This is a genomic window from Streptomyces sp. NPDC126510, assembly GCF_040302345.1.
In the GTDB taxonomy this organism is placed as follows: Bacteria; Actinomycetota; Actinomycetes; order Streptomycetales; family Streptomycetaceae; genus Streptomyces.
Map to the genome: position 1 here is coordinate 60132 of NZ_JBEORR010000036.1, position 24348 is coordinate 84479.

Here is a 24348-nt window from a genome sequence, read left to right on the forward strand (position 1 = left end):
CCGCCTGGGTCATCGGCGGCCCATGACGGGAAAGAATGGCTCCATGGATCTTCAGGTGCTGCGTTCCTTCCAGTCCGTCGCGGAGGGAACGACGGTGACCGACGCCGCGACGGACGCCGGCATCACCCAGCCCGCCCTGTCCCGCGCCCTGGCGCGGCTGGAGGACGAGGTCGGCGCCGAGCTCCTCCAACGCGTCGGGCGCGTGCTGCGCCTGACCCCGGCGGGCCGGGTGTTCAAGGAGTATGTCGACGGGGTGCTCGACAACTACGACCGGGGCCGGCGAGCCGTGGCCGAGATGGTCCACCCCGACTCGGGCGTGGTGTCGCTGGCCTTCCTGCACACCCTGGGCACCTGGCTGGTCCCCCGGCTCGTCACCGACTTCCGGCAGACCTTCCCGCAGGCGCAGTTCGAACTGCACCAGGACGGCGAGATGGGCCTGACCCGGCACCTCCTGGACACGACCGCGGATCTGGTCATCACCAGCAGCGACCCCGGCCACCCCCTCATCACGTGGCGGCGCCTGCTGGTGGAGCCGCTGCGGCTGGCGGTCCCGTCCCGGCACCGGCTGGCCAAACGCCGCCGGATCCGCCTGGCCGAGGTGGCCGAGGAGCGGTTCATCCTGCTCAAGCAGGGATACGGGCTGCGTGACATCACCGCGGGACTGTGCCGCGAAGCCGGCTTCACGCCGGTCATCGCCTTCGAGGGCGAAGAGGTGGAGACCCTGCGGGGTCTGGTCGCCGCGGGCCTGGGGGTGTCCCTGATCCCGTCGTCGCCGGACGTCACGGCGGCCTCCGAGTCCCCGATCCGCTACCTGGAGATCACCGACGTACGGGGCGCCCGGGACATCGGCATCGCCTGGCTGAGCTCCCGCGCCGTGCCGCCGATCACCCGGCGCTTCCTCGACCACGCGCTGCGGACGTCGACCGAGGAGTGAATGTCCCTTCCTGCCACCGGAAGTCGGGGCATGTCCGGCCTTGTCCCGGGCGGCGTCGGCGGAGCGCGCCGGGCGCAGCGCGACCGCTCCGACACGCACGGTGTTCCACGGAACGCATGGAGGAGGCCGCACTTCCGCAGCACAGGGACGCATGTGACACTGTCGTCCCGTCCGCCGTGCGGACCCGTTCCGCACCGTCCGTCCCCACCTGAAGGGCGCCGTGCGTTCCCTACCTCTGCCCCTGGCCCTGACCGCCCGTCTGTCCCCGGTGGTGGTGCTCGCCGCGGTGGGCTGGGCGCTGTCGTCCGGTCCGCTCGCCGCGCCGCAGGCCGCCGAGCACAAGCCGGCCGAAGAGAAGACCGAGACCCGCTCGGAGTCGGCGCCGTCGACGTCGACGGCGCCGAAGGTGTACTCGGCCGCGCCCGCCCCGTGCCAGAGCGTCGCCAAGAAGACCGTCGAGGCGCTGGTGCCGGGCGCCAAGACGGCCGGCAAGGAAATCCCGTCCACGGACGCGGAGCTGCGCCGCACCTGCTCCTGGAACGCCCTCGAGGGCTACGACTACCGCTGGCTCGACGTGTCCTACGAGATCATGGAGTCGGACGAGGCCGCGCAGAAGTCGTACCAGGCGCACCTCGAGAAGCAGAGCGGCGGCGGAGCGGTCCCCGGACTGGGGGACAGCGCGTACTCCGTCGTGAACCTCACGACGGAGGACAAGCAGGAGACCCGCGAGGGCGTCGTGTTCGCCCGCGCCTCCAACGCGCTCGTGACGATCACCTACAACGGCAGTGACTTCGAGTCGAAGAAGGCGCCGAGCACGGACACGATCAACAAGGGCGCCATCAAGGCCGCGAAGGAAGCGATGGCCGCGCTGGAGAGCGACAAGGACTGAGCGCTCTCCAGCGCGCCGGCCCTCCTCAGCGGGTGCCGCGGCCCCGCGTGGCCATCAGCGTCAGGTACAGAACCATCGAGGTGCCCAGGCCCACGGCCCAGCCGTAGTCGGCCAGATCGGCCAGCGCGGGGATGGGACGGCCGTCGATCAGCGGCTTGAAGCTCGCGCCGCCCACGGCGAGGACACCGCCGACCACGAAGGCGACGACGGCCCGCCAGTTCCAGCCGCCCTCGTACCAGTAGCGGCCGCCGGGCCGGTACAGGTCGGCGAGGTCGAGGCGGGCGCGGCGCAGGATCCAGTAGTCGGCGATGAGGATGCCCGCGACGGTGCCGAGCAGGCCGCCGACCAGGCCGAGCCAGGTGAAGATGTAGCCCTGCGGGTCGGAGTACAGCTTCCACGGGAAGATCAGCACGCCGAGGACGCAGGTGGCGAGGGCACCGGCCCGGAAACTGATGCGGCGGGGCGCGATGTTGGAGAAGTCGAACGCCGGCGAGACCAGGTTGGCCGCGACGTTGACGGAGAGCGTCGCGACCAGGACGGTGACCAGCGCGAAGAGCAGGCCCACCGTGTTGTCGGTCTTGGCCGCGAGCTGCACCGGGTCCCAGATGGCCTCGCCGTAGACGGCCTGGGAGCCGGAGGTGACCATCACCGACAGGAAGGCGAAGAGGGTCATGGTGGTCGGCAGGCCGAGGGCCTGGCCCCGGGTCTGTGCCTTCTGGCTCCTGCCGTAGCGGGTGAAGTCGGGGATGTTCAGCGACAGCGTGGACCAGAAGCCGATCATGCCCATCAGGGCGGGCGCGAACAGCTTCCAGAAGTCGGCGCCCCAGCCGAGTTTGGAGGGCTGGTCGAACAACGGGCCGAAGCCGCCCGCCTTGTCACTCATCCACCACAGCATCACGAACGCGCCGACGAGCACGAAGGGCGCCGCCCAGTTCTCGAAACGGCGGATGGTCTCCATGCCCCGGTAGATGATGACGACCTGGAGTGCCCAGAAGATCGCGAACGACAGCCACATGGTCCAGGCGTAGCCGCCGACCTTCGCCGCGTCCGTCCAGCCGGTACCGATGAGCTTGCCGGCCAGGAAGTAGATCGCCTCGCCGCCGATCCAGGTCTGGATGCCGAACCAGCCGCACGCCACCAACGCCCGTACGACGGCGGGCAGGTTGGCGCCGCGGATACCGAACGAGGCCCGGGCGAAGACCGGGAAGGGTATGCCGTACTTGGGACCGGCGTGTCCGGTGAGCAGCATCGGTATCAGCACGATCACGTTGGCCAGGGCGATGGTGAGCACCGCCTGCTTCCAGTCCATGCCGACGGCGATGAGCCCGGAGGCGAGGGTCCAGGAGGCCGTGTTGTGGGCCATGCCGACCCACAGGGCGGAGAAGTTGTACGTGGTCCAGGTGCGCTTCTCGACCGGGACCGGCAGCAGGTCCTCGTTGGCGTAGGGGCCGGTCGGTGCGGGGGCACCCGGGGCGATCTCCACCCGGCCGTCGGCGCGGGTGACTTGGGTGGTCGGAGGTGGGGCCGTGGGAGCGGTATCGGTCATGGGCCGGGCCAATCAGGGGAGGTGGGACGGGAAAGGCCGTGCGGTGAGCCGATGGGGGGTGCGCTCGGGAGCGTCCTGGGCCCCCTTCCCGAGCCGCTGGGAAGGGGGAGTTCACAGGGGGTGCAGCGGAGGAGGTCAGCCGTTGAGGGCCGGGATCACCCGGGAGCCGTAGGCCTCGATCACGGCCTCCTGCGCGTCGTGCATGTCGTAGACGGCGAACTGGTCCACGCCGAGCGCGCGCAGCGCGTCCAGCTTCTCGATGTGCTTCTCGACCGGGCCGATGAGGCAGAACCGGTCGACGATCTCGTCGGGCACGAACCGGGTGTCGGGGTTGTCGGCGCGCCCGTGGTGGGAGTAGTCGTAGCCCTCGCGGGCCTTGATGTAGTCGGTGAGTTCGTCGGGGACGGCGGCCGAGTGCTCGCCGTACTTGGAGACGAGGTCGGCGACGTGGTTGCCGACCATGCCGCCGAACCAGCGGCACTGCTCGCGCGCGTGGGCGAGCGCCTCGGGCGAGTCGTCCTCGGTCACATAGGCCGGTGCGGCCACGCAGACGGTCACCTCGGCGGGGTCCCGTCCGGCCGCGACGGCCGCGTCCTTCACGGCCTTGACCATGTACTCGGTGAGATAGAGGTCGGCCAGCTGGAGGATGAACCCGTCCGCCTCCTCGCCGGTCATCTTCAGGGCCTTGGGACCGTACGCGGCCATCCACACAGGCACTTCGGCACCCGGCTTGATCCACGGGAACCGGACGACGGTGCCGCCGCCGAGGTCGGCCTCCCGTCCGCCGCCGAGGTCCCGGATGACCTTCATGGCCTCGCTGATCCGGGCCAGGGTGTTGGGCTTGCGGCCGGCCACCCGCATCGCGGAGTCGCCGCGGCCGATGCCGCAGACCGTGCGGTTGCCGAACATGTCGTTGAGGGTGGCGAAGGTGGAGGCGGTGACCTCCCAGGTGCGGGTGCCCGGGTTGGTCACCATCGGCCCGACCTTCAGGGTCGTGGTGTTGGCCAGGATCTGGCTGTAGATCACGAACGGTTCCTGCCACAGCACGGCGGAGTCGAAGGTCCAGCCGTACGTGAAGCCGTTCCGTTCCGCGCGTTTCATCAGGCTGATCACCCGCGAGGCCGGCGGGTCGGTCTGCAGGACGAGTCCGAAGTCCATCTGCGCCACTCCTAGTTGAGGTACTGACAGGTGGATCGCGGGGTGAACACGCCGTGCCCGGCGTGCCCGGTGTACTCCCGCTCGGTGACGACGGGTTCGCCGCGCGAGAGCACCGTCTCGACCCGGCCGGTGGTGCGTTTGCCCTCGTAGGCCGAGTAGTCGACGTTCATGTGGTGCGTCTCGGCGGACATGACCTGCTCGGCGTGCGGGTCGTAGATGACGACGTCGGCGTCGGCGCCCGGAGCGATGGTGCCCTTCTTCGGGTAGAGGCCGAACATCCGGGCCGGGGTGGCGCAGGCGATCTCGATCCAGCGGCGGCGCGAGATGTGCCCGTCGACGACCGCCTGGTGGAGGAGGTCCATACGGTTCTCCACGCCCGGCAGACCGTTGGGGATCTTGGAGAAGTCGCCGCGGCCCAGGTCCTTCTGACCGGTGAAGCAGAAGGGGCAGTGGTCGGTGGAGACGACCTGGAGGTCGTTGGTGCGCAGGCCCCGCCACAGTGCGGCCTGGTGCTCCTTCGGCCTGAGCGGGGTCGAGCACACGTACTTCGCGCCCTCGAAGTCCGGCTCGGCGAGGTTGTCGGTGGACAGGAACAGGTACTGCGGGCAGGTCTCGCCGAAGACGTTCAGTCCCTCGTCGCGGGCCCGGGCCAGCTCGGCGACCGCCTCCGTCGCGGAGACGTGCACGACGTAGAGGGGTGCGCCGGCCACCTGCGCGAGTTTGATGGCGCGGTGGGTGGCCTCGGCTTCGAGGAGGGCCTTGCGGACCTCACCGTGGTAGCGGGGGTCGGTCTCCCCGCGCGCCAGTGCCTGCTCCACCAGCACGTCGATCGCGATGCCGTTCTCGGCGTGCATCATGATCAGGCCGCCGTTGTCGGCGGAGCGCTGCATGGCGCGCAGGATCTGGCCGTCGTCGCTGTAGAAGACCCCCGGGTAGGCCATGAACTGCTTGAAGGAGGTGACGCCCTCCTCGACCAGGTGGTCCATCTCCTTGAGGGTGTGCTCGTTGACGTCGGAGACGATCATGTGGAAGCCGTAGTCGATCGCGCAGTTGCCGTCGGCCTTGGCGTGCCAGGCGTCGAGTCCCTCGCGCAGGCTGTGCCCGACGCTCTGCACGGCGAAGTCGATGATCGTCGTGGTGCCGCCCCAGGCGGCGGCCCGGGTGCCGGTCTCGAAGGTGTCGGAGGCGAAGGTGCCGCCGAAGGGCAGCTCCATGTGGGTGTGGGCGTCGACGCCGCCGGGGATGACGTACTTTCCGGTGGCGTCGATCGTGCGGTCGGCCGTGAAGGCCTCTGCGGCGGGGGTGTGGGAGGTTGCGAGGGCGGCGATTCGGCCGTCCTCGATCAGGACGTCGGCGTGGATCTCGTCGGATGCGGTGATGACGAGGCCGCCGCGGATGACTGTACGGCTGCTCATGCTGTTTCGCTCCTCGCCGTGTTGACGTGCGGGTCGTGTGGGGCTGGTCGCGCAGTTCCCCGCGCCCCTATGGGGCCGTCAGCGGACCGTACGTTCCAGGTGCCCGGTCCCGGTAGAACTGCCAGCGGTCGCGGACCTCTCGGAGTTTGGCCATGTCCAGGTCGCGGACTACCAGTTCGGGCTCCTTGTCGCTCGCCACCTCGCCGACGAACTGGGCCTCCGGGTCCACGAAGTACGACGTGCCGTAGAAGTCGTTGTCGCCGTACTCCTCGACGCCGACCCGGTTGATCGCGCCCACGAAGTACTCGTTGGCGACGGCCGCCGCCGGTTGTTCCAGCTGCCAGAGGTAGCCGGACAGGCCGCGCGAGGTGGCCGAGGGGTTGAAGACGATCTCGGCACCCGCGAGGCCGAGGGCGCGCCAGCCCTCGGGGAAGTGGCGGTCGTAGCAGATGTAGACGCCGACACGGCCGACCTTGGTGTCGAAGACGGGCCAGCCGGAGTTGCCCGGGCGGAAGTAGAACTTCTCCCAGAAACCCCTGACCTGGGGGATGTGCGTCTTGCGGTACTTGCCGAGGTAGGAGCCGTCCGCGTCGATCACGGCGGCCGTGTTGTAGAGGACGCCGGGCTGCTCCTCCTCGTACATCGGCAGCACCAGGACGATGCCGTGTTCCTTCGCGAGCGCCTGGAAACGGCGGACGATGGGGCCCTCGGGGATCTGCTCGGCGTACTCGTAGAAGGCCGGGTCCTGGACCTGGCAGAAGTACGGCCCGTAGAACAGCTCCTGGAAACACAGGACTTGAGCACCCTGAGCGGCCGCGTCGCGGACCGCCTGCTCGTGGACCTGGATCATCGATTCCTTGTCGCCCGTCCAGGCGGTCTGGAAGACGGCGGCACGGATCACTTGGCTCATCGGGACCTCCGGTCGCTCGGTGTGCCGTGAGCCTAGGGAGGGCGAAGGGCGTCTTTGAGTTGCAGCGTGTCACGTCCGAGGGCGTGCGGCGTGCCACCGTGTCACTCTTTCGCGGACCCATGTTTCACCGCCGTTTTCCCAGGTGGTCTCGTGTTTCACTGCTGTTGCGCGTCGTGCGCGAGGAGTGCGATGTGCACCGAGGCGGCCTGCTCGAAGTCGTCGAGGTCCACCCCGAGCCGGACCTGTATCGCCTCCAGACGGCGGTAGAGGGCGGGCCGGGAGACGTGGTGGAGCTGGGCGGTGCGGGACTTGTTGCGGCCGGTGGCCAGGTAGGTCCGCAGGACCGACAGCAGGTCCTCGTCGCTCTCGCGCAGCAGCCCGTCCAGCTCCCGCTCCGCGAAGGACTGCACGTGCGGGTCGTCGCGCAGCAGCCGGATCAGGCCCCGCAGGTGGACGTCCTTCAGGCGTACCACCGGTGGAAGGTCGAGGACGGCGGAGGAGTCGGCCACGGCGTCCGACACGTGCTGGGCCTCGCGCAGTCCGGTGGGGACGTCGTCCCAGGCGGCGCGGGGTTCCGCCGCGGCGACGACCGTGTGGTCCGGGCCGGACTCGGTGCGCAGCCGGGTCGCGAAGTGCACGGCGAGGGCGCCCGCGTCCTGGTCCCGGGGGACGCTCAGCAGCACGGCGGTGGCCCCGTCGGCGAGTTCGGCGACCAGTCCGGGCAGGCCCAGCAGCCGCAGCAGGCGTTCCAGCCGGGCGGGATCGCCGTCGCGGACGACCAGCGGCACGAAGGTGCGCCGGTTGACGGGCAGCCCGGCCGCCCGGACCCGGGGCAGCAGTTGCCGTGCCGGTACGACGCCGCTGACCAGGTCGGTCAGCAGGCCCTGCGCGGACTGCTCCTCCCAGGAGCAGGTGGCGCCGCCGCCGAGCATGCGGTGCAGGACGAGGGCCTCGGCGGCGCGGTCGGCCAGCAGCCGTCCGGTGGCGGTGTCGCCGCGGTAGCCGCACAGCACGATCCGGCCCCACCGTTCCCCGCGTCCGCCCAGTTCGGCCCGGATCCAGCCGTCGCCCTCGGTGCCTCCCCCAGTGCCTGAAGGGCCTGGGTGGTGCCCCCACGCCTGCCGGGCGATGCGCTCCCAGTCGCGCAGCACGTCGTCCACCGCGGGCCGCTCCCCCGCCGTGCCGAGGACGCGGTGGGCGAGGTTGGTGACGACGACCGGGCAGGCGCTGTGCCGGGCGACCTCGTCGAGCAGGCGCTGCAGCGGGGCGCCGGCGGTGATGAGGGCGGTGAGTTCGGTGCGGACCGCCTCGGAGAGGCTGACGGCGGCGAACTTGCGCCGCACGAGCCGCGACTGGACCTCCTCGGTCAGGTCGGCGAAGGGGAAGGGCCGGTGCAGGACGACCATCGGCAGTCCGCAGCGCTCGGCCGCCCTGCGCATCACGTCCGGCGCCGCGGGGAAGGCGCGGCCGAGTCCCAGGACGACGGCGGCGGCCTCGGCGCGGTGCAGGGACCGGACGTACTCGGCCTGCTTGTCCTCGTCACCGGCGAGCAGCACGCCGGTGGTGAGGACCATCTCGCCGCCGCTGAGCATCACGCCGACGTCGGCGGCCTCGGCGACGTGCACCCAGCGCACCAGCCGGTCGAGATGGCCCGCGCCGGCCACCACCTCGGGCTCCCCGGCGAGCACCCGCTCCAGGGTGAGGATCTGCCGCACCGACAGCGCGGGCTCCAGGGAATCCAGGGTGATGGTCATGGCGCCGTATCCCTTGCTCGGTGCACTGCTACTGGACGCTCCTCAGAGCGTTCTCGAGGATCGCGGCGCCCTCCTCGGCCTCCGCGACATTGAGGGACAGCGGCGGGGCGACGCGCAGCGAACTGGTGTTGTGGCCGCCGCCCTTGCCGATCAGCAGGCCGCCCTCGCGGGCCGCCTCCAGGACGGCCGCGGCGGTCCGCGGATCCGCCTCGTCGGTCCCCGGCTTGGTGATCTCGATGCCGATCATCAGGCCGCGGCCGCGTACCTCCCGTACGGCCGGTACGTGCGCGGCGACGGCCCGCAGCCGCTCGATGAGCAGTCCCCCGACGCGCCGGGCGTTGCCCTGGAGGTCGTGTTCCAGCAGGTAGTTGAGGTTGGCGAGGCCCGCCGCCATGGTGATCTGGGTGCCGCCGAAGGTGGAGATGCTGTTGGAGTCCAGGCAGTTCATGATCTCGGAACGGGCGACGACCCCGCCGATGGACATGCCGTTGCCGATGCCCTTGGCGAAGGTCATGATGTCGGGCGGCCCGTTCCGGCCGTGGGCCTGCCAGCCCCAGAAGTGCTCGCCGGTGCGGCCCCAGCCGGTCTGCACCTCGTCGGCGATCCACAGGATGCCGCGCTCGTGCAGCACCTCGCGGAAGGCGGCGTACAGCCCGTCCGGCGGGACCGTGAAACCGCCGACGCCCTGCACGGGTTCGGCGATCAGCGCGGCCGGCGCGCGGGTGTGGCCGAGCAGGTCCTCGAGGTCCTCGACGCAGGCGGCGATGTAGGCCTCGTCGCCGAGGGAGGCGAACGGGCCGCGGGTGCGCACCCCGCCGTGGACGTACAGCGTCTGGAGCGGGGAGAGCGACGTCGGGGACCAGCTGCTGTTGCCGGTGATGCCGACGGCGCTGAAGGAACGGCCGTGGTAGCTGTTGCGCATGGCCAGGATGGTGTTGCTGCGCCGGTAAGCGGTGGCCAGCAGCAGGGCGGTGTCGTTGGCCTCGGTTCCGGAGGTGGTGAAGAAGACGCGGGCGTCCGGGATGCCGCTCAGCTGGGCGACGCGCTCGGCGAGTTCGACCATCGGGCGGTTGAGGTAGAGGGTCGAGGAGTGGATGATCCGCCCGGCCTGCTCGCTCACCGCCTTGGTCACCTCGGGCAGCGCGTGCGCCGTCATGGTGGTGAGGATGCCGCCGAAGAAGTCGAGGTACCGGTTGCCCCGGGCGTCCCAGACGTGGCGGCCCTCGCCGTGGGTGATCTCGAGGGGCTCCTCGTAGTAGAGGGCGAGCCAGTCGGGGAGCACGGCCCGGTGGCGGCCCAGGAGGTCGTTGGTCACGGCTGCACCAGCCCTTCGTAGGCGTCGGGGCGGCGGTCGCGGTAGAAGGCCCACGTCTGCCGCACCTCTTCGATGAGGTCGAGGTCGATGTCCCGGACCACGAGCTCCTCCTTGCTGTCGCTGGCGACGTCCCCGACGAACTGCCCGCGCGGGTCGACGAAGTAGCTCGTGCCGTAGAAGTCGTTGTCGCCGTACTCCTCCTGGCCGACGCGGTTGATCGCGGCGATGTAGTACCCGTTGGCGACGGCCGCCGCGGGCTGCTCCAGCCGCCACAGGTGCGACGACAGGCTCCGGTGGGTCGCGGAGGGGTTGTAGACCAGCTGGGCTCCGGCGAGGCCGAGCTGCCGCCAGCCCTCGGGGAAGTGCCGGTCGTAGCAGATGTACACGCCGACCCTGCCGACCTCCGTGTCGAAGACGGGCCAGCCGAGGTTCCCGGGCTTGAAGTAGAACTTCTCACGGAAGCCCTTGAGCTGCGGGATGTGGTGCTTGCGGTACTTGCCGAGGTAGGTACCGTCGGCGTCGATCACGGCCGCGGTGTTGTAGTAGAAGCCGGGCTGCTCCGCCTCGAACACCGGCGCGACGATCACCATGCCCGTCTCGCGCGCGAGCGCCCGCATCCGCCGCACGGTCGGCCCGTCGGGGACGGGCTCGGCCCAGCGGTAGTGCTCCGGCTCCTCGACCTGACAGAAGTAGGGGCTGTTGAAGACCTCCTGGAAACCGATGATCTTCGCGCCCCGGCGAGCCGCCTCGCGGGCGTGCTCCTCGTGTTTCGCCACCATGGACTCGGTGTCGCCGGTCCAGGTGGCCTGGACCAGGGCGGCACGTACGACGTTGGCCATGAGCTGCTCCTTCGACGCGACGTCTGCGCCTCTACGCCCGTAGAAGCGGGCCGTAGAGCCACGAACGTAAGCCTCTGGCACGGGGTTGCCAAGACCATCGTCGCCAACCCGCGGGGGGTTGCGCGATTCGCACTCCTGTGGGTGAGTCGCCCGGGGCGCGACGTCACCGGTCAGACGGCGAATCCGGCGACCCGCAGGGCGTGCACGAAGTCCCAGTGCCGCTCCTCCGAGACCCCCCGGGCCGCCTCCAGCAGGAGCGGCGCGAGGCTCCCCGGTTCCGGTTCGGCGCTGCGCGCCGCCTCCTCGGGGGCACGGGCCCTGACGTACGCGTCGAGCAGCACGCGCACCTCGCGGTGACGCCCCTCGGCGACCAGGCCGAGGACCGCGCGTCCGACCTCGTCCGGCGGCCGTGCGATCCCCTGCCGCAGCATCTGCCGGCCGTCACCCGGCCGCCCGGCCTCGACCAGTGCGTCGGCGGCGGCGACCAGCCGTCCGGCGGGCAGTGAGGCGGCCTCCCACAGCAGGGTCTGCCAGTCGGCGTCCAGCCCGGCCAGCCGCAGCCGCGCCGCGAGCAGCGGGAACCTGCCGGGTTCCCAGGTGGCGACCTCGGCCAGCAGCGCGTGGGCCTCGCCGCTGCGCCCCTCGCTGCGCAACCGGGCCAGCGCCTCCACGGTCCTGCCGACCTCGGCCCCGTCGTCGGCCGCGACCGCGTCGGCCTCCCGCGCCGGGCGCTTCGCCGCCGCCTCCTCGGCGGCCCAGGCGAAGCGCGCGCCGCGCAGGGTACGGCCGGCGGTCGTGGGGGCGGGCGTGGGCAGGGTGGGCACGACGGGGGGCGGCACGGCGACGGGTGCGGCTTCCTCGTCCGCCATCCCGGCGAAGCGGGCACTGCCCCGACGGCGTCTGCGCTGCTTGGGGAGGGTGACGGGTCGAGGGGCCGAGGGGCCGGGGGCGGGTGCGTCGAACGCCTGTGGTGGCGCCGGGGCCGCTGGGCTGGAGGCGAATGATGGGGTGGCCGGGTCGAACGCCTGTGGTGGCGCCGGGGCCACTGGGCTGGAGGCGAATGATGGGGTGGCCGGGTCGAACGCCTGCGGTGGAGCCGGTGCGGGTTCTGGATCACCGGCGGACGGCGATGCCGCCCCGCCGCCGTGCGTCGGCGCGGCGGCACCCCACGCCGTCGGGGACACCTCCCGCTCACGCCGGTCCAGAAAGGCCATCCGTGCCCGGAGTTCCGCGCACCGCGCGCCGGCCCGTTCGTGGTCGTCCCTGGCCCAGGCCAGGTCCAGGCGCAGGGCGTCCGCCTGTTCGCGGGTAGCGGCGGAGGCCAGGCGGCGGGCGAGGGCGGCCTGGCGTTCGGCGGCGTACCTCTGCTCGCGGAGCATGACGTCCAGGCGGTCGCCGAGGACGTCACGGCCGCCGGGCAGGGCGTCGTACGCGCTGAGCGCCGTGGCGTGCAGGGCGCGGGCGCGGTCCGTCTCCGGGCCGGCTCCCCCCGGGCCGTACTGAGCGGCGAGGTCCTGCAGCAGTGCCTCGACCACGTCCCAGGGCGGCATCTCGCGCCCGTCGAGGCACGCCCGCATGCCCTCCGGGTCGCGCCGCCAGAACACGGCGCACCACCCGCCGGACGGGTCGAGGCGGGCCAGCAGGCCGTCCAGGTAGGTCGCGAACTCCCCGACTTCAGCCGGGAGTTGATCCGCCGCCATCGCTCAACTCCCGTGAGACCGGAGCACTCCGACCCGTAGGCAACACCAGCCGTGTTACGGGAGCGCTACGGGTAGTTTTCACGCGCGGCGCAAGAGCCTCAGACAGGAACCGGCGTGCACTGCCCGGCCAGTTCGTCCATGGACAGGCCGAGGACCCCGGCCAGCGCGGCCACCGTGAAGAAGGCCGGGGTCGGGGCCCGCCCGGTCTCGATCTTCCGCAGGGTCTCCGCGGAGATGCCGGCGCTCGCCGCGATCTCCGTCATGCTCCGGCCGCCACGCGCCGCACGCAGCAGGCGGCCGAGCCGCTCGCCGCGTTCGCGCTCTTCGGGGGTGAGGGGGGTGCGCACCATGCCCCCATTCTAATACCGGTATAGTAATTGGCATGGTGGAGCTGAAGACAGACACTTCTATCGACGCGATGTACGAGGCGGGCCAGGTCGTCGCCGCCGCCCTGACGGCCGCACGGAAGGCGGCCGGCGTGGACGTCTCCCTGCTGGAACTGGACGAGGTGGCGCACGGCGTGCTGCGCGAGGCGGGCGCCACCTCGCCTTTCCTCGGGTACCGCCCGTCCTTCGCACCGACCCCCTTCCCCGCCGTCCTCTGCGTCTCGGTCAACGACGCGATCGTGCACGGCATCCCGGGCCGCTACCGCCTGCGGGACGGCGACCTCGTCTCCATCGACTTCGGCGCCGAACTGGGCGGCTGGGTCGGCGACTCGGCGCTCAGCTTCGTCGTCGGCACCCCGCACGCGGCAGACCTCCGCCTGATCGACACCGCCGAGCGGGCCCTCGCGGCCGGGATCGAGGCGGCCGTCGTGGGCAACCGCGTCGGCGACATCGCCCACGCCATCGGCACGGTCTGCCGGGGCGCCGGCTACGGCATCCCCGACGGCTTCGGCGGCCACGGCATCGGCCGGCGGATGCACGAGGATCCCGGGGTGCCGAACGAGGGCCGCCCGGGGCGCGGCATGCGGCTGCGGCACGGCATGGTGCTGGCGATCGAGCCCATGGTGATCGCGGGCGGCACGGACGATTTCCACGCGGCGCCCGACGGCTGGACCCTGAGGACGAACGACGGCTCCCGCGCGGCCCACGCGGAGCACACGGTGGCGATCACGGAATCCGGGCCGAGAATCCTCACGGCCCGCTGAGCTCCGCCCCGCGTCCCGTTCCTCCCGGTATGACCCTGAGGTGCCCCTCGTCGACGATCGTGCGAAGGTGTTCTACGAGCGCGCCCCAGGTGTAACCGGCTGCCACCCGGGTTACCCGACCCCGGCACGTCGACAAGCGAGGGCGTCCCCCGCCCGCGCGCCGGGGACGCCGGGAACGGAAGGCCCATGAGCAGCGGCTTCACCAGCCCGGAGGGCTACGGCTCGGATCCCTTCGGAGAATTCCTCGCACGCTTCTTCGGCGGACCGCGTCCCGGTCCCCGGCAGATCGATCTCGGGCGGCTGCTCAGCCAGCCGGCCCGGGAGCTCGTCCGCGGCGCCGCCCAGTACGCCGCCGAGCACGGCAGCCGGGACCTCGACACCCAGCATCTGCTGCGGGCGGCGCTCGCCACAGAGCCCACCCGCACCCTGCTCAGCAAGGCCGGCGCGAATCCCGACTCGCTGGCGTCGCAGATCGACGACCGGTCGGGACCGGCCCAGCACACCAAGGACGACGCTCCTCCGCCGACCGCGCTGTCCCTCACCCCGGCCGCCAAGCGGGCCCTGCTGGACGCGCACGACATGGCCCGGGCCCGCGGCTACGGCTACATCGGCCCGGAGCACGTGCTCAGCGCCTTGGCCTCCAACCCCGACTCGGCCGCCGGGCACATCCTGAACGCGGCCCGTTTCGCCCCCTCCGAGCCGCCCGAGGCGCCCGAGGTCCCGCAGGCCGAGCGCCCGCGCCCGACGAACACCCCGACCCTCGACAAGTACGGCCGCGACCTCACCGAACTGGCCCGCCAGGGCCGTATCGACCCGGTGATCGGCCGGGACCAGGAGATCGAGCAGACCGTCGAGGTCCTCTCCCGGCGCGGCAAGAACAACCCGGTGCTGATCGGTGACGCCGGAGTCGGCAAGACGGCCATCGTGGAGGGGCTGGCGCAGCGCATCTCCGAGGCGGACGTGCCCGACGTGCTGATCGGGCGCCGCGTGGTCGCCCTGGACCTCACGGGCGTGGTCGCGGGCACCCGCTACCGGGGTGACTTCGAGGAGCGGATGAACAACATCGTGGGCGAGATCCGCGCCCACTCCGACCAGCTGATCATCTTCATCGACGAGCTGCACACCGTCGTGGGCGCCGGTTCCGGCGGCGGTGACGGCAGCTCGATGGACGCGGGCAACATCCTCAAGCCGGCCCTCGCCCGGGGTGAGCTGCACATCGTGGGCGCCACCACGCTGGAGGAGTACCGCCGCATCGAGAAGGACGCGGCGCTGGCCCGCCGCTTCCAGCCGATCATGGTGCCCGAGCCCACGGCAGCGGACGCGATCGAGATCCTGCGCGGTCTCCAGGACCGCTACGAGGCCCACCACCAGGTCCGTTACACCGACGAGGCCCTGGTAGCGGCCGTCGAGCTGTCCGACCGCTATCTCACCGACCGCCGCCTGCCCGACAAGGCGATCGACCTCATCGATCAGGCCGGCGCCCGGGTGCGGCTGCGGGCCCGGACCAAGGGCACGGACGTACGGTCCCTGGAGCGGGAGCTGGAGCAGCTGACGCGGGACAAGGACCAGGCCGTCGCGGACGAGCAGTACGAGCAGGCCACCCAGTTGCGCGACCGGATCATGGAGCTGAAGCAGCGGATCACCGACGCCGGCGGTGACGGCGAGGTCGACGAGGGCCAGGACCTGGTGGTCGGGGCCGAGTCGATCGCCGAGGTGGTGTCCCGGCAGACCGGCATCCCGGTCAGCAGCCTCACCCAGGAGGAGAAGGACCGTCTGCTGGGCCTGGAGGAGCATCTGCATGAGCGGGTGGTCGGCCAGGACGAGGCCGTGCGGGTCGTCTCGGACGCGGTGCTGCGCTCCCGCGCCGGGCTCGCGGCCCCCGACCGCCCGATCGGCAGCTTCCTCTTCCTCGGCCCGACGGGTGTGGGCAAGACCGAACTGGCCCGGGCGCTCGCCGAGTCGCTGTTCGGCAGCGAGGACCGCATGGTCCGGCTCGACATGAGCGAGTACCAGGAGCGCCACACCGTCAGCCGGCTGGTCGGCGCCCCGCCCGGCTACGTCGGCCACGAGGAGGCGGGCCAGCTCACCGAGGTCGTGCGCCGCCACCCGTATTCGCTGCTCCTGCTGGACGAGGTGGAGAAGGCCCACCCGGACGTCTTCAACATCCTGCTCCAGGTCCTCGACGACGGCCGGCTGACCGACTCCCAGGGCCGCACGGTGGACTTCAGCAACACGGTCATCGTGATGACGAGCAACCTCGGCTCCGAGGCGATCACCCGCCGCGGTGCCACGACGGGCTTCGCGGCGGGCGGTGCCGACGCGGACGAGGAGGCCCGCCGCGAGCAGATCCTGCGCCCGCTGCGCGAGCACTTCCGCCCCGAGTTCCTCAACCGCATCGACGAGATCGTCGTCTTCCGTCAGCTGACCACGGAGCAGCTGCGCCGGATCACCAACCTCCTGCTGGACCGCACCCGGTCCCTGGTGCGGGAAAAGGGCGTCACGGTGACCTTCACCGACCGTGCGGTGGAGTGGCTGGCCGAACGGGGCTACCAGCCGGAGTACGGCGCCCGCCCACTCCGCCGCACGATCCAGCGCGAGGTGGACAACGAGCTGTCACGCCTGTTGCTGGACGGCCGGGTGTCGAAGAACGGCCGGGTGACGGTGGATGTGCAGGACGGCCACTTGGCGTTCGAGACTGAAGAGGCAGCCGCACCCTCGCCCTAGGGGCGCGGTGTCGATGTGCGGCTCCGCCGCGGGGCACGACCAGCCCCCACACCCGCACCCGGCAACTCAACGCACAGGCCGCACCACCATCGCCGACCCCCCACCCCGCCGCACGGTCTCAGCGGCTGCCAGCCACTTCCCACCGGGCAGCCGCTGCACACCGGTAGCCGCACCGATCTCAGGGTTCACCTTGAAGGAATGCCCGATCGCCTCGAGCTGCTTCCTCAACTCCGCGTCGTCGTACAGCCCCGGCTCCAGCTCGGTCTGCGCGGCGTTGCGCTGACTGGCCCGAGGCGCGGCGATCGCGTCGACCAGCGGCAGCCCCCGGTCGACGAACCCGGTGAGCGTCTGCAGAACGGTCGTGATGATCGTCGCGCCACCCGGCGACCCCAGCGCCACCACCGGCTTGTGGTGCCGGTCCAGCACGATCGTCGGCGAGATGGACGACCGCGGCCGCTTGCCGGGCCCCGGCAGGTTCGGGTCGTGCACGGCCGGGTTCGCCGGGGTGAAGGAGAAGTCCGTGAGTTCGTTGTTGAGGATGAAGCCCCGCCCGGGGACGGTGATCCCGCTGCCGCCGGTCTGCTCGATGGTGAGGGTGTAGGCGACGACGTTGCCCCACTTGTCGGCCACCGTCAGATGCGTGGTGCTGTCGCCCTCGTACGTCGTGGGGGCCGCCTTGCCCCCCGAGCCGCAGCGCGCGGGGTTGCGCGGGTCCCCCGGCGGCACGGGACTCGTGAGCACCGCGTCGTCCTTGATGAGGCACTCGCGCGAGTCGGCGAACCGCTGCGACAGCAGCTCCTTCGTCGGCACGTCCTCGAAGGCCGGGTCGCCCACCCAGCGGCCCCGGTCGGCGAACGCGATCCGGCTGGCCTCGATGAAGCGGTGCAGGTAGCGGGCCTTGCTCGCCTTGGACAGGTCGGTCCGCTCCAGGATGTTGAGCGCCTCACCGACCGTCGTGCCCCCGGAGGAGGACGGCGCCATGGAGTAGACGCCGAGACCCCGGTAGGAAGTCCTGGTGGGCGCCTGGAGCTTGGTGCGGTAGGCCGCCAGGTCCTTCGTGGTCAGGTCGCCGGGCCGAGCGTTCCAGCCCGAGCCGGGATCCACCGGCGGCTTGTTGACCGTGTCGACGATGTCCCGACCGAGGCGGCCGCGGTAGATCGCGTCGACGCCCTTGTGCCCCAACTCCGCGTAGGTGCGGGCGAGATCGGGGTTCTTGAAGGTGGAGCCGACGACGGGGAGCTGCCCGCCGGGCAGGAACAGCTCGGCGGTGTCCGGGAAGTAGCGGAAGCGGGTCTCGTTGGACGCCGTCTGCGAGCGGAACGTCTCGTCGACGGTGAAACCGTCGCGCGCCAGCCGCTCGGCCGGCTTCAGGACACTCGCGAGTCGCTTGCTGCCCCACCGGTCGAGTGCGGTCTGCCAGGTGGCGGGCGTCCCCGGGGTGCCGACACTCAGGCCGCTGCTGACGGCGTCGGCGAAGGCGAGGGGCTTGCCGTTCTCGACGAACAGGTTCTTGTCGGCGCTCAGCGGCGCGGTCTCCCGGCCGTCGATGGTGCGCACGGTGCGGGACTTGGCGTCGTAGTACACGAAGTAGCCGCCCCCGCCGATGCCGGCGGAGTAGGGCTCGGTGACGCCGAGCGCGGCGGCCGTGGCGACGGCGGCGTCGACGGCGTTGCCGCCCTTTCTCAGGACCTCGATCCCGGCGGCGGAGGCATCGGGATCGACGCTCGAGACGGCGCCGCCGTAGCCGACGGCCAGCGGGGTTTTCCCACCGCCGGTGTCCGGCACGGCGGATGGCGGCGCCGCCGCTCCCACCGACACCACCACAGCGGCCGAAACCGCCAGGACCGTCAGATTCCGTGCGACAGGGCGACGCATCCGCACCTCCAGTCAAAGGCCGTCCGCGCAGCTTAATTCATCGCCATGGGCGCGTCAGGCAGGCGTCGAACACCGGTGCGTCGGGCCCGCTAGCATGCGCGCCCATGAATGACGACGTGCGCAACATCGTTCTGGGTGTGGTCGCGGCGGGCATCAGTGCGACGCTGGGCTGGCTCGCCCGTACGTTTCTGTGGAAGCGGAAACTCCGGCGCAAGCAGGCCTTCTTCGGCCTGCCCGAGAACTCCGAGTCGCTGCTCGTCGTCAACCGCGACCCGGCCGCCTCCGAGCCGGCGGTCCACCGCTTCGACGTGTACGCGCTCCTGGAGCTCTCCGCGCTGATCAAGGACTGTGGAGCGAACCTCCATGTGGTCACGCAGGACACCGCCCATCAGGGCTTCGGGGAGCGCACCGAGTTCTGCGTGGGCGGCCCGGGCTCGAACCGGCGCATGGTGGCGCACATGTCGGCCATGCTCCCCGGCGTGCGCGTCAACGTCGATCCCGAACCGGGGCCGGACCGAGGCGCCTTCCAGATAGGAGGCGAGCGCCATCGCATGAACCCCGGCGTCACGGAGTACGTGATACTGGCCCGGATCACCGCCGGTGACCGCCGCGAGACGCGTCCCGTGTTCCTGTTCTGCGGCCAGCGGGCCATCACCAATCAGGCAGCCACCCGCTACCTCGCCCGCAACCACGAGCGTCTGACCCGCAAGTACGGCACCGGCTCGTTCGTCCTGCTGCTCAAGGTGATCAACTCACAGGCGTACGGCCCGGACGTCGTCGAACTGGTGGGGGACGTGACCCGGGCGGCACAGGCACCCCTGCCCGAGGCCACTGCTCCACGCAACACTCACCGCGCCTCCTAGACTCCTCCACTGCTCAACAATCGTTACTGGCACGTAACTTACCGGCGGGTTACCTCTGGTAAGAGGTCGCGGTTACCGTTCGGTCACTTTGCACTGACACGAGTGAGGAGTGACCCGTGGGACATCACCACAAGGCCCTGCGCACCACCGCCGTCGGCGCCGTCTCGGCGACCCTGGTCGCCGGCACCGCCCTCGGATTCGCCCCCACCGCCCAGGCGGCCCCGAGCCCCGTCCGCTTCGTCGACATCGCCGGCGACGGCGGCACCGTCCTCAAGGCCAACGTCGTCACCCCGGCCGGCGCCCGCGGCACCGACCGCTACCCGCTGCTCGTCATGCCCACGAGCTGGGGTCTGCCCCAGGTCGAGTACCTGGCCCAGGCGCAGAAGCTCGCCGACTCCGGGTACGTCGTCGTCACCTACAACGTGCGCGGATTCTGGCAGTCGGGCGGCGAGATAGAAGTGGCGGGGCCGCCCGACGTCGCCGACGCCTCGAAGGTCATCGACTGGGCGCTCGCCCACACCCCCGCGGACGCCGGGCACATCGGCATGGCGGGCGTCTCCTACGGCGCGGGCATCAGCCTGCTCACCGCCGCGCACGACAAGCGGGTCAAGGCGGTCGCCTCGCTCAGCGGCTGGGCCGACCTGATCGGCTCGATCTACGCCGGGCGCACCCAGCACCTCCAAGCCGCCGCCCTGCTGGACGGCGCCAGCGTGGTGACGGGCCGCCAGAGCCCGGAACTCCGGCAGACGTTCGACGACTTCTACGGCTCCAACCTGGCGAAGGAGCCGGAGCTCATCGCCTGGGGGAAGAAACGTTCCGCTGCGACCTACGTCGACCGGATCAACGACAACGGCGCGGCCATCATGCTCGCCAACGCCTGGGGCGACAGCGTCTTCCCGCCCAACCAGTACGCCGACTTCTACGAGAAGCTGACCGGCCCGAAGCGGCTGGAGATGCGGCCCGGCGACCACGCCACCGCCGAGCTGACCGGCCTGTTCGGGCTGCCCAACGACGTCTGGAAGGACACCGGGCGCTGGTTCGACCACTACCTCAGGGGCGAGGACAACGGCATCGACCGTGAGCAGCCCGTCCAGCTCAAGTCCCGTTCCGCGGGCGGCTACGAGGGCTACCCGGACTGGAAGTCGGCCGCCGCGACCGACCGGAAGATCACCCTCGGCGGCTCGAAGACGATCCACGCGAACGTGAACTCCGGGGCGGACGGCGGTGTCGTCTTCCTGTCCAGCATCCTCGACCAGGTGGCGCACGTGCCGCCGATGGCCTCGATCCCGCTGCTCCCCCGCCGCTGGGCCGCCGTCTGGCAGTCGGAGAAGTCCGCCACGGTCCAACAGGTGCGCGGCACGGCGAAGTTGCACACGACCCTCACCCCGACCAAGGAGAGCGGCACCCTCGTCGCCTATCTGTACGACGTGGGGCCGCTCGGCCTCGGCAAGCTGGTCACGCACGCGCCGTACACCTTCCACGGGCGCACCCCCGGAAAGCCCTTCGGCGTCGACCTGGAGCTGTACTCCACGGCCTACGACGTCCCGGCCGGGCATCGCCTCGCCCTGGTCGTCGACACGGTCGACCCGCTCTACATCGAGCACAACCCGTCCGGCGCGCAGCTGACCTTCTCCTCGCCGGTGGACGACCCGTCGTACGTGTCGGTTCCGCTGCGCGAGCAGTGATCTCCGGCTGCCGCCGGACGGGCCTGGCCGATGTGAACCGCCTGCCCCACGGCCTTCGGGCCGTGGGGGCCGCACCCGGTGGGAATGCCCCGCGGACCGGGCGGGCGGTCTGCTCCCCCTGGCGGAATCGGCGGCCTTCGGCGAAGTCCCCCTCTCCGACAGGGATGAAGGGCACATCGTAGTCGAGGTCCGATCCGATGAGCCGTCCGGTCCCTGCCCGTTCAGTGCTTGAGGATCTTGGAGAGGAAGTCCTTGGCACGGTCGCTGCTCGGGTTGGTGAAGAACTCGTCCGGGGCACGGTCCTCGACGATCCTGCCGTCGGACATGAAGACCACGCGGTTGGCGGCCGAGCGGGCGAAGCCCATCTCGTGCGTGACGACGATCATGGTCATGCCTTCGCGGGCGAGCTGCTTCATGACCTCCAGCACCTCGTTGATCATCTCCGGGTCGAGGGCCGAGGTCGGCTCGTCGAAGAGCATCGCCTTGGGCTCCATCGCCAGGGCGCGGGCGATGGCCACGCGCTGTTGCTGACCGCCGGAGAGCTGCGCCGGGTACTTGTCCGCCTGGTTGGCGACGCCGACCCGGTCGAGAAGCTCCCGGGAGCGCTTGTCGGCGTCCTCCTTGCGGCGCCCGCGGACCTTGACCTGCCCCAGGGAGACGTTCTGCAGCACGGTCTTGTGGGCGAAGAGGTTGAACGACTGGAAGACCATGCCGACGTCGGCGCGCAGCCGGGCCAGGGGCTTGCCCTCCTCCGGCAGCGGCTGCCCGTCGAGGACGATCTGACCGGACTCGATGGTCTCCAGCCGGTTGATCGCCCGGCAGAGGGTCGACTTTCCCGACCCCGACGGGCCGATGACCACGACCACCTCCCCCCGGCCGACCGTGAGGTTGATGTCCTGCAGGACATGCAGCTCCCCGAAGTGCTTGTTGACGTCACGCAGCTCGATCAGCGGCTCGCCGGCCATACTCAGCCCTACTCACTCTCAGCTGTGTGGTGGTTGCCGCAACGTATCCAGGCAAGATCGAACGTGGCGGGCGACACGCACTTTTCGATCATTAGCCGTATTTACGTCGGACTTTGGGCCAAAGGTTCTGGCCAGGGGGGTCATGACTCGGCGACTTCCGCGTACAGCTGCGACAGCTCGGGCACCCCGTACGCGGCCCACTCGCGGCCGGAGTCGACGACGTCGAACTCGCGGCCGGAGTCCAGCCGTACGACGGGCTGACCGTCGGTACGGATCTCCCAGGCGGCGCCCGGTACGGTGCGCACGATGACGCTGCCCAGGTAGAGACCGGCGTCGTTGCCGAGCCAGGTCAGGGTCTCCTCGTCGTCCCGCCAGCGCGGCAGGAGCTGGTCCAGTGCCTCCAGCGAGGCCACCGTGTCGTCCAGCAGGACACCCGCCCGGGACGCCTGGGAGCGCAGCAGCTCGCACTCGGCGAGGAGTTCCGCGATGCCCGCCGGATCGGGGAACCCGACCTTCTGGCGCCGGTGGCCCAGGAAAGGGATGTTCATACTCCCAGCGTGTCATTCGTACCGGCGTACGCACCACAGGCGCGCGGGTCCGCCGATCCCGGTCGAGTTCAGGCCGAGTTCACGCGACGCGCGTTGACGGGTCACTCCTGCCTCCCTAACTTCACCGTGCGTCTTGCGTCTCGGCCGTCGTTGTCTCTTCGGTTTCCGTCCCTGTGTTCCGTGTTGTCGCGTCGTGTGTCGCTGAGTGGGAGGAGTCGGCCGTGCGCCGATGTGTCCGGGGGGTCCTGGTCGTCCTGGCCCTGTGCGGGTCGCTGGTCCCGGCGGTGTCCGCCCGGGCCGTCGCGGAGGAACGGGCCGCGCCGGTGCCGCTGGAGCGGCTGTTCGACAACGTGGCCGTCAGCGACGACAGCCGGCCCGCGGAGGCCGACTTCGACGGTTCCGGCGCCTCCCTGTCCGCGCAGGACCTCACCGCCGCGGGCTGGACGCCCGGCCGCGCTCTCACGGTGCAAGGCGCCCGGCTGACCTGGCCCGAGCGGCAGCCCGGCGAGCCGGACAACGTGCGGGCCACCGGGCAGGACGTCCGGGTCGCGGGGCGGGGTGACGCACTCGCCTTCCTGGTGGCGGGCACCGGCGGCACGGAGGCGGGCGGTCCGGGGACGATCACGTACGCGAACGGCTCCCGCTCCGGCTACCGGCTGAGCGCCCCGGACTGGCGCACCGGGCCGCTCGCCACCAAGGCCGTGGCCCTGCCGCACATCAACACGCCCGGCGGCCAACTCGCCGGCCAGGCCCGCCTGTACGTCGTGACCGTGCCGCTGGCCCCGGGGCGTGCGGTGACCTCGGTCCGGCTCCCGAGCGCGGCCGGACTACATGTCTTCGCGATGTCGGTGCGGACCGCCACGCGGGGCTGGACGGGCAGCTGGACCACGGCCACGGGCGGTTACGCGACCGTCGGGCCCTGGACCGAGCGGACGCTGCGGCTGGTCGTGCACACCTCGGCCGGCGGGCCGCGCGTGCGGGTGAGGTTCGACAACACCTTCGCGTCGGCCCCGGTACGGATCGGGAGCACGACGGTCGCCGTGCAGGCCTCGGGAGCGGCCTCGCGGGGCGCTCCGGTGGCGTTGGCCTTCGGCGGTGCGGCGGGCGTGACGATCCCGGCCGGGGGTCAGGCGTACAGCGATCCGCTCGGCTTCTCCGTCCCCGCGGACGCCAACCTGCTGGTGAGCTTCCATCTGCCCGGCACGGTGGCCGCGGCGCCCGTGCACGGGCTCGCGCAGCAGCGCTCCTACGTCAGCGAGCCGGGGGATCACGCGGCGGACGGCACCGCCGGGGCGTACACCTCGGTGATCACCCGCTGGCCGCTGCTCGCCGGGGTCGATGTGAGCGGCGGGCCCGGGTCCGTGGTGCTGCTCGGCGACTCGATCACCGACGGCGACAAGTCCACGCCGGACGCCAACCGGCGCTGGCCGAGCGTCCTGGCCGCCCGGCTCCTGACGCAGAGCACCGTCCCGCGCTACGGCGTGCTGAACCTGGGCGTCTCGGGCAACCGCGTGGCCACCGACCGGTACCCAGGCGACGGGGTGTCCACCGACACGGCCGGGGTGAGCGCCCTGCACCGCTTCGACCGGGACGTCCTCGCCCAGCCGTCGGCGCGTACGGCCGTCGTCTTCGAGGGTGTGAACGACCTGCGGTGGGGGGCCTCGGCGGAGCAGCTGGTCGCGGGGCTGCGGGAGCTCGCGGCGCGTGGGCACGCCCGGGGGCTGAGGATGCTCGCGGCCACGATCCTGCCCTGCGAGGGCGAGGCACGGTGCACGGCGGCCGTCGACGCCGAGCGGGGCGTGGTGAACGAGTGGATCCGCGACGGCGGGGTCTTCGACGGTGTGCTCGACTTCGACGCGGTGGTCCGTGATCCGCAGCAGCCCTCCCGGATGCTCCCCGCCTATGACAGCGGGGACCATCTGCATCCGGGCGACGCGGGGCTCGCGGCCCTGGCGGACTCGGTCGACCTGGGCCTGCTGCGGCCCTAGGTCGTGTCCGCAAAGTCAGGAGAGCCAGAGTCGTAGGCAGGCGATGGTGACCAGGGCTTCGTAGTGGCGGGCGCGTTTGTCGTAGCGGGT

The 24348-nt window shown here is 71.3% G+C and carries 19 protein-coding genes; 7 read left to right on the plus strand and 12 right to left on the minus strand.

The genetic code is table 11. The features are described from left to right. Positions 1-43: 43 nt before the first annotated feature. Together ABTX60_RS35805 and ABTX60_RS35810 are read left to right on the plus strand one after the other, a co-directional pair. A complete protein-coding gene (locus ABTX60_RS35805) occupies positions 44-934 on the plus strand; it encodes a LysR family transcriptional regulator (RefSeq protein WP_352101192.1) in 891 nt (296 codons plus the stop codon). A 220-nt stretch (positions 935-1154) separates the two neighbouring features. Next, the gene (locus ABTX60_RS35810; RefSeq protein WP_352101193.1) at positions 1155-1823 is read left to right on the plus strand and encodes a hypothetical protein; all 669 of its coding nucleotides are present in this window, start codon (positions 1155-1157) and stop codon (positions 1821-1823) included. Between the two features lie 25 nt (positions 1824-1848). On the opposite strand, the gene ABTX60_RS35815 is transcribed toward ABTX60_RS35810, so the two are convergent. The 9 genes from ABTX60_RS35815 to ABTX60_RS35855 form a co-directional block, all read right to left on the minus strand. After that, the gene (locus tag ABTX60_RS35815) at positions 1849-3369 is read right to left on the minus strand and encodes an NCS1 family nucleobase:cation symporter-1 (protein WP_352101194.1); all 1521 of its coding nucleotides are present in this window, start codon (positions 3367-3369) and stop codon (positions 1849-1851) included. Between the two features lie 135 nt (positions 3370-3504). Further along, positions 3505-4527, minus strand: a complete 1023-nt coding sequence (locus tag ABTX60_RS35820) for a TIGR03842 family LLM class F420-dependent oxidoreductase (RefSeq protein WP_352101195.1) — start codon at positions 4525-4527, stop codon at positions 3505-3507. An 11-nt stretch (positions 4528-4538) separates the two neighbouring features. Continuing rightward, on the minus strand, positions 4539-5942 hold the full coding sequence (gene hydA / locus ABTX60_RS35825; protein ID WP_352101196.1) for a dihydropyrimidinase: 1404 nt from the start codon (positions 5940-5942) through the stop codon (positions 4539-4541). A 67-nt stretch (positions 5943-6009) separates the two neighbouring features. After that, positions 6010-6852 carry a nitrilase-related carbon-nitrogen hydrolase gene (locus ABTX60_RS35830; RefSeq protein WP_352101197.1) on the minus strand — a complete coding sequence of 281 codons (843 nt, stop codon included), beginning with the start codon at positions 6850-6852 and terminating at the stop codon, positions 6010-6012. 155 nt (positions 6853-7007) lie between these two features. Next, positions 7008-8606, minus strand: a complete 1599-nt coding sequence (locus ABTX60_RS35835; RefSeq protein ID WP_352101198.1) for a PucR family transcriptional regulator — start codon at positions 8604-8606, stop codon at positions 7008-7010. Positions 8607-8634: 28 nt separating this feature from the next. After that, on the minus strand, positions 8635-9921 hold the full coding sequence (locus ABTX60_RS35840) for an aspartate aminotransferase family protein (RefSeq protein ID WP_352101200.1): 1287 nt from the start codon (positions 9919-9921) through the stop codon (positions 8635-8637). Next, entirely contained in the window at positions 9918-10760 is an 843-nt protein-coding gene (locus ABTX60_RS35845) for a nitrilase-related carbon-nitrogen hydrolase (RefSeq protein ID WP_352101202.1), read from the minus strand. Before ABTX60_RS35845 ends, ABTX60_RS35840 begins: the two co-directional genes overlap by 4 nt. Before the next feature lie 170 nt (positions 10761-10930). After that, complete coding sequence (locus tag ABTX60_RS35850) at positions 10931-12460, minus strand: hypothetical protein (RefSeq protein ID WP_352101203.1); 1530 nt, start codon at positions 12458-12460, stop codon at positions 10931-10933. Positions 12461-12558: 98 nt separating this feature from the next. Continuing rightward, positions 12559-12810 carry a helix-turn-helix domain-containing protein gene (locus tag ABTX60_RS35855; RefSeq protein WP_352101204.1) on the minus strand — a complete coding sequence of 84 codons (252 nt, stop codon included), beginning with the start codon at positions 12808-12810 and terminating at the stop codon, positions 12559-12561. Between the two features lie 32 nt (positions 12811-12842). Between ABTX60_RS35855 and map the strand changes: the two genes are divergently transcribed. After that, positions 12843-13610, plus strand: a complete 768-nt coding sequence (gene map, locus ABTX60_RS35860) for a type I methionyl aminopeptidase (RefSeq protein WP_352101205.1) — start codon at positions 12843-12845, stop codon at positions 13608-13610. A gap of 186 nt (positions 13611-13796) precedes the next feature. Further along, the gene (locus tag ABTX60_RS35865) at positions 13797-16334 is read left to right on the plus strand and encodes an ATP-dependent Clp protease ATP-binding subunit (protein WP_352101206.1); all 2538 of its coding nucleotides are present in this window, start codon (positions 13797-13799) and stop codon (positions 16332-16334) included. A 66-nt stretch (positions 16335-16400) separates the two neighbouring features. On the opposite strand, the gene ggt is transcribed toward ABTX60_RS35865, so the two are convergent. Next, a complete protein-coding gene (gene ggt / locus ABTX60_RS35870) occupies positions 16401-18209 on the minus strand; it encodes a gamma-glutamyltransferase (RefSeq protein ID WP_352101207.1) in 1809 nt (602 codons plus the stop codon). A gap of 104 nt (positions 18210-18313) precedes the next feature. On the opposite strand from ggt, the gene ABTX60_RS35875 reads away from it, so the two are divergent. Both ABTX60_RS35875 and ABTX60_RS35880 read left to right on the plus strand, forming a co-directional pair. Next, positions 18314-19072 carry a hypothetical protein gene (locus ABTX60_RS35875; protein WP_352101208.1) on the plus strand — a complete coding sequence of 253 codons (759 nt, stop codon included), beginning with the start codon at positions 18314-18316 and terminating at the stop codon, positions 19070-19072. Between the two features lie 116 nt (positions 19073-19188). Then, a complete protein-coding gene (locus ABTX60_RS35880; RefSeq protein WP_352101209.1) occupies positions 19189-20757 on the plus strand; it encodes a CocE/NonD family hydrolase in 1569 nt (522 codons plus the stop codon). A gap of 221 nt (positions 20758-20978) precedes the next feature. Here the strand turns inward: ABTX60_RS35880 and ABTX60_RS35885 are convergent, their stop codons facing one another. Both ABTX60_RS35885 and ABTX60_RS35890 read right to left on the minus strand, forming a co-directional pair. Continuing rightward, positions 20979-21722, minus strand: coding sequence for an amino acid ABC transporter ATP-binding protein (locus ABTX60_RS35885; protein WP_352101210.1), 744 nt, complete (start codon positions 21720-21722; stop codon positions 20979-20981). Between the two features lie 140 nt (positions 21723-21862). Continuing rightward, a complete protein-coding gene (locus ABTX60_RS35890; protein ID WP_352101211.1) occupies positions 21863-22270 on the minus strand; it encodes a DUF6278 family protein in 408 nt (135 codons plus the stop codon). Positions 22271-22491: 221 nt separating this feature from the next. Here ABTX60_RS35890 and ABTX60_RS35895 point away from each other — a divergent pair, with 221 nt between their 5' ends. After that, a complete protein-coding gene (locus tag ABTX60_RS35895) occupies positions 22492-24258 on the plus strand; it encodes an SGNH/GDSL hydrolase family protein (protein ID WP_352101212.1) in 1767 nt (588 codons plus the stop codon). Positions 24259-24348 lie beyond the last annotated feature (90 nt).

Bases quoted from the DNA above. Each gene is read 5' to 3' on its own strand.
- ABTX60_RS35805 (WP_352101192.1), top strand. From the start codon at position 44: ATGGATCTTCAGGTGCTGCGTTCCTTCCAGTCCGTCGCGGAGGGAACG.
- ABTX60_RS35815 (WP_352101194.1), bottom strand. From the start codon at position 3,369: ATGACCGATACCGCTCCCACGGCCCCACCTCCGACCACCCAAGTCACC.
- ABTX60_RS35820 (WP_352101195.1), bottom strand. From the start codon at position 4,527: ATGGACTTCGGACTCGTCCTGCAGACCGACCCGCCGGCCTCGCGGGTG.
- hydA (WP_352101196.1), bottom strand. From the start codon at position 5,942: ATGAGCAGCCGTACAGTCATCCGCGGCGGCCTCGTCATCACCGCATCC.
- ABTX60_RS35830 (WP_352101197.1), bottom strand. From the start codon at position 6,852: ATGAGCCAAGTGATCCGTGCCGCCGTCTTCCAGACCGCCTGGACGGGC.
- ABTX60_RS35835 (WP_352101198.1), bottom strand. From the start codon at position 8,606: ATGACCATCACCCTGGATTCCCTGGAGCCCGCGCTGTCGGTGCGGCAG.
- ABTX60_RS35845 (WP_352101202.1), bottom strand. From the start codon at position 10,760: ATGGCCAACGTCGTACGTGCCGCCCTGGTCCAGGCCACCTGGACCGGC.
- ABTX60_RS35850 (WP_352101203.1), bottom strand. From the start codon at position 12,460: ATGGCGGCGGATCAACTCCCGGCTGAAGTCGGGGAGTTCGCGACCTAC.
- ABTX60_RS35855 (WP_352101204.1), bottom strand. From the start codon at position 12,810: ATGGTGCGCACCCCCCTCACCCCCGAAGAGCGCGAACGCGGCGAGCGG.
- map (WP_352101205.1), top strand. From the start codon at position 12,843: ATGGTGGAGCTGAAGACAGACACTTCTATCGACGCGATGTACGAGGCG.
- ABTX60_RS35865 (WP_352101206.1), top strand. From the start codon at position 13,797: ATGAGCAGCGGCTTCACCAGCCCGGAGGGCTACGGCTCGGATCCCTTC.
- ggt (WP_352101207.1), bottom strand. From the start codon at position 18,209: ATGCGTCGCCCTGTCGCACGGAATCTGACGGTCCTGGCGGTTTCGGCC.
- ABTX60_RS35875 (WP_352101208.1), top strand. From the start codon at position 18,314: ATGAATGACGACGTGCGCAACATCGTTCTGGGTGTGGTCGCGGCGGGC.
- ABTX60_RS35885 (WP_352101210.1), bottom strand. From the start codon at position 21,722: ATGGCCGGCGAGCCGCTGATCGAGCTGCGTGACGTCAACAAGCACTTC.
- ABTX60_RS35890 (WP_352101211.1), bottom strand. From the start codon at position 22,270: ATGAACATCCCTTTCCTGGGCCACCGGCGCCAGAAGGTCGGGTTCCCC.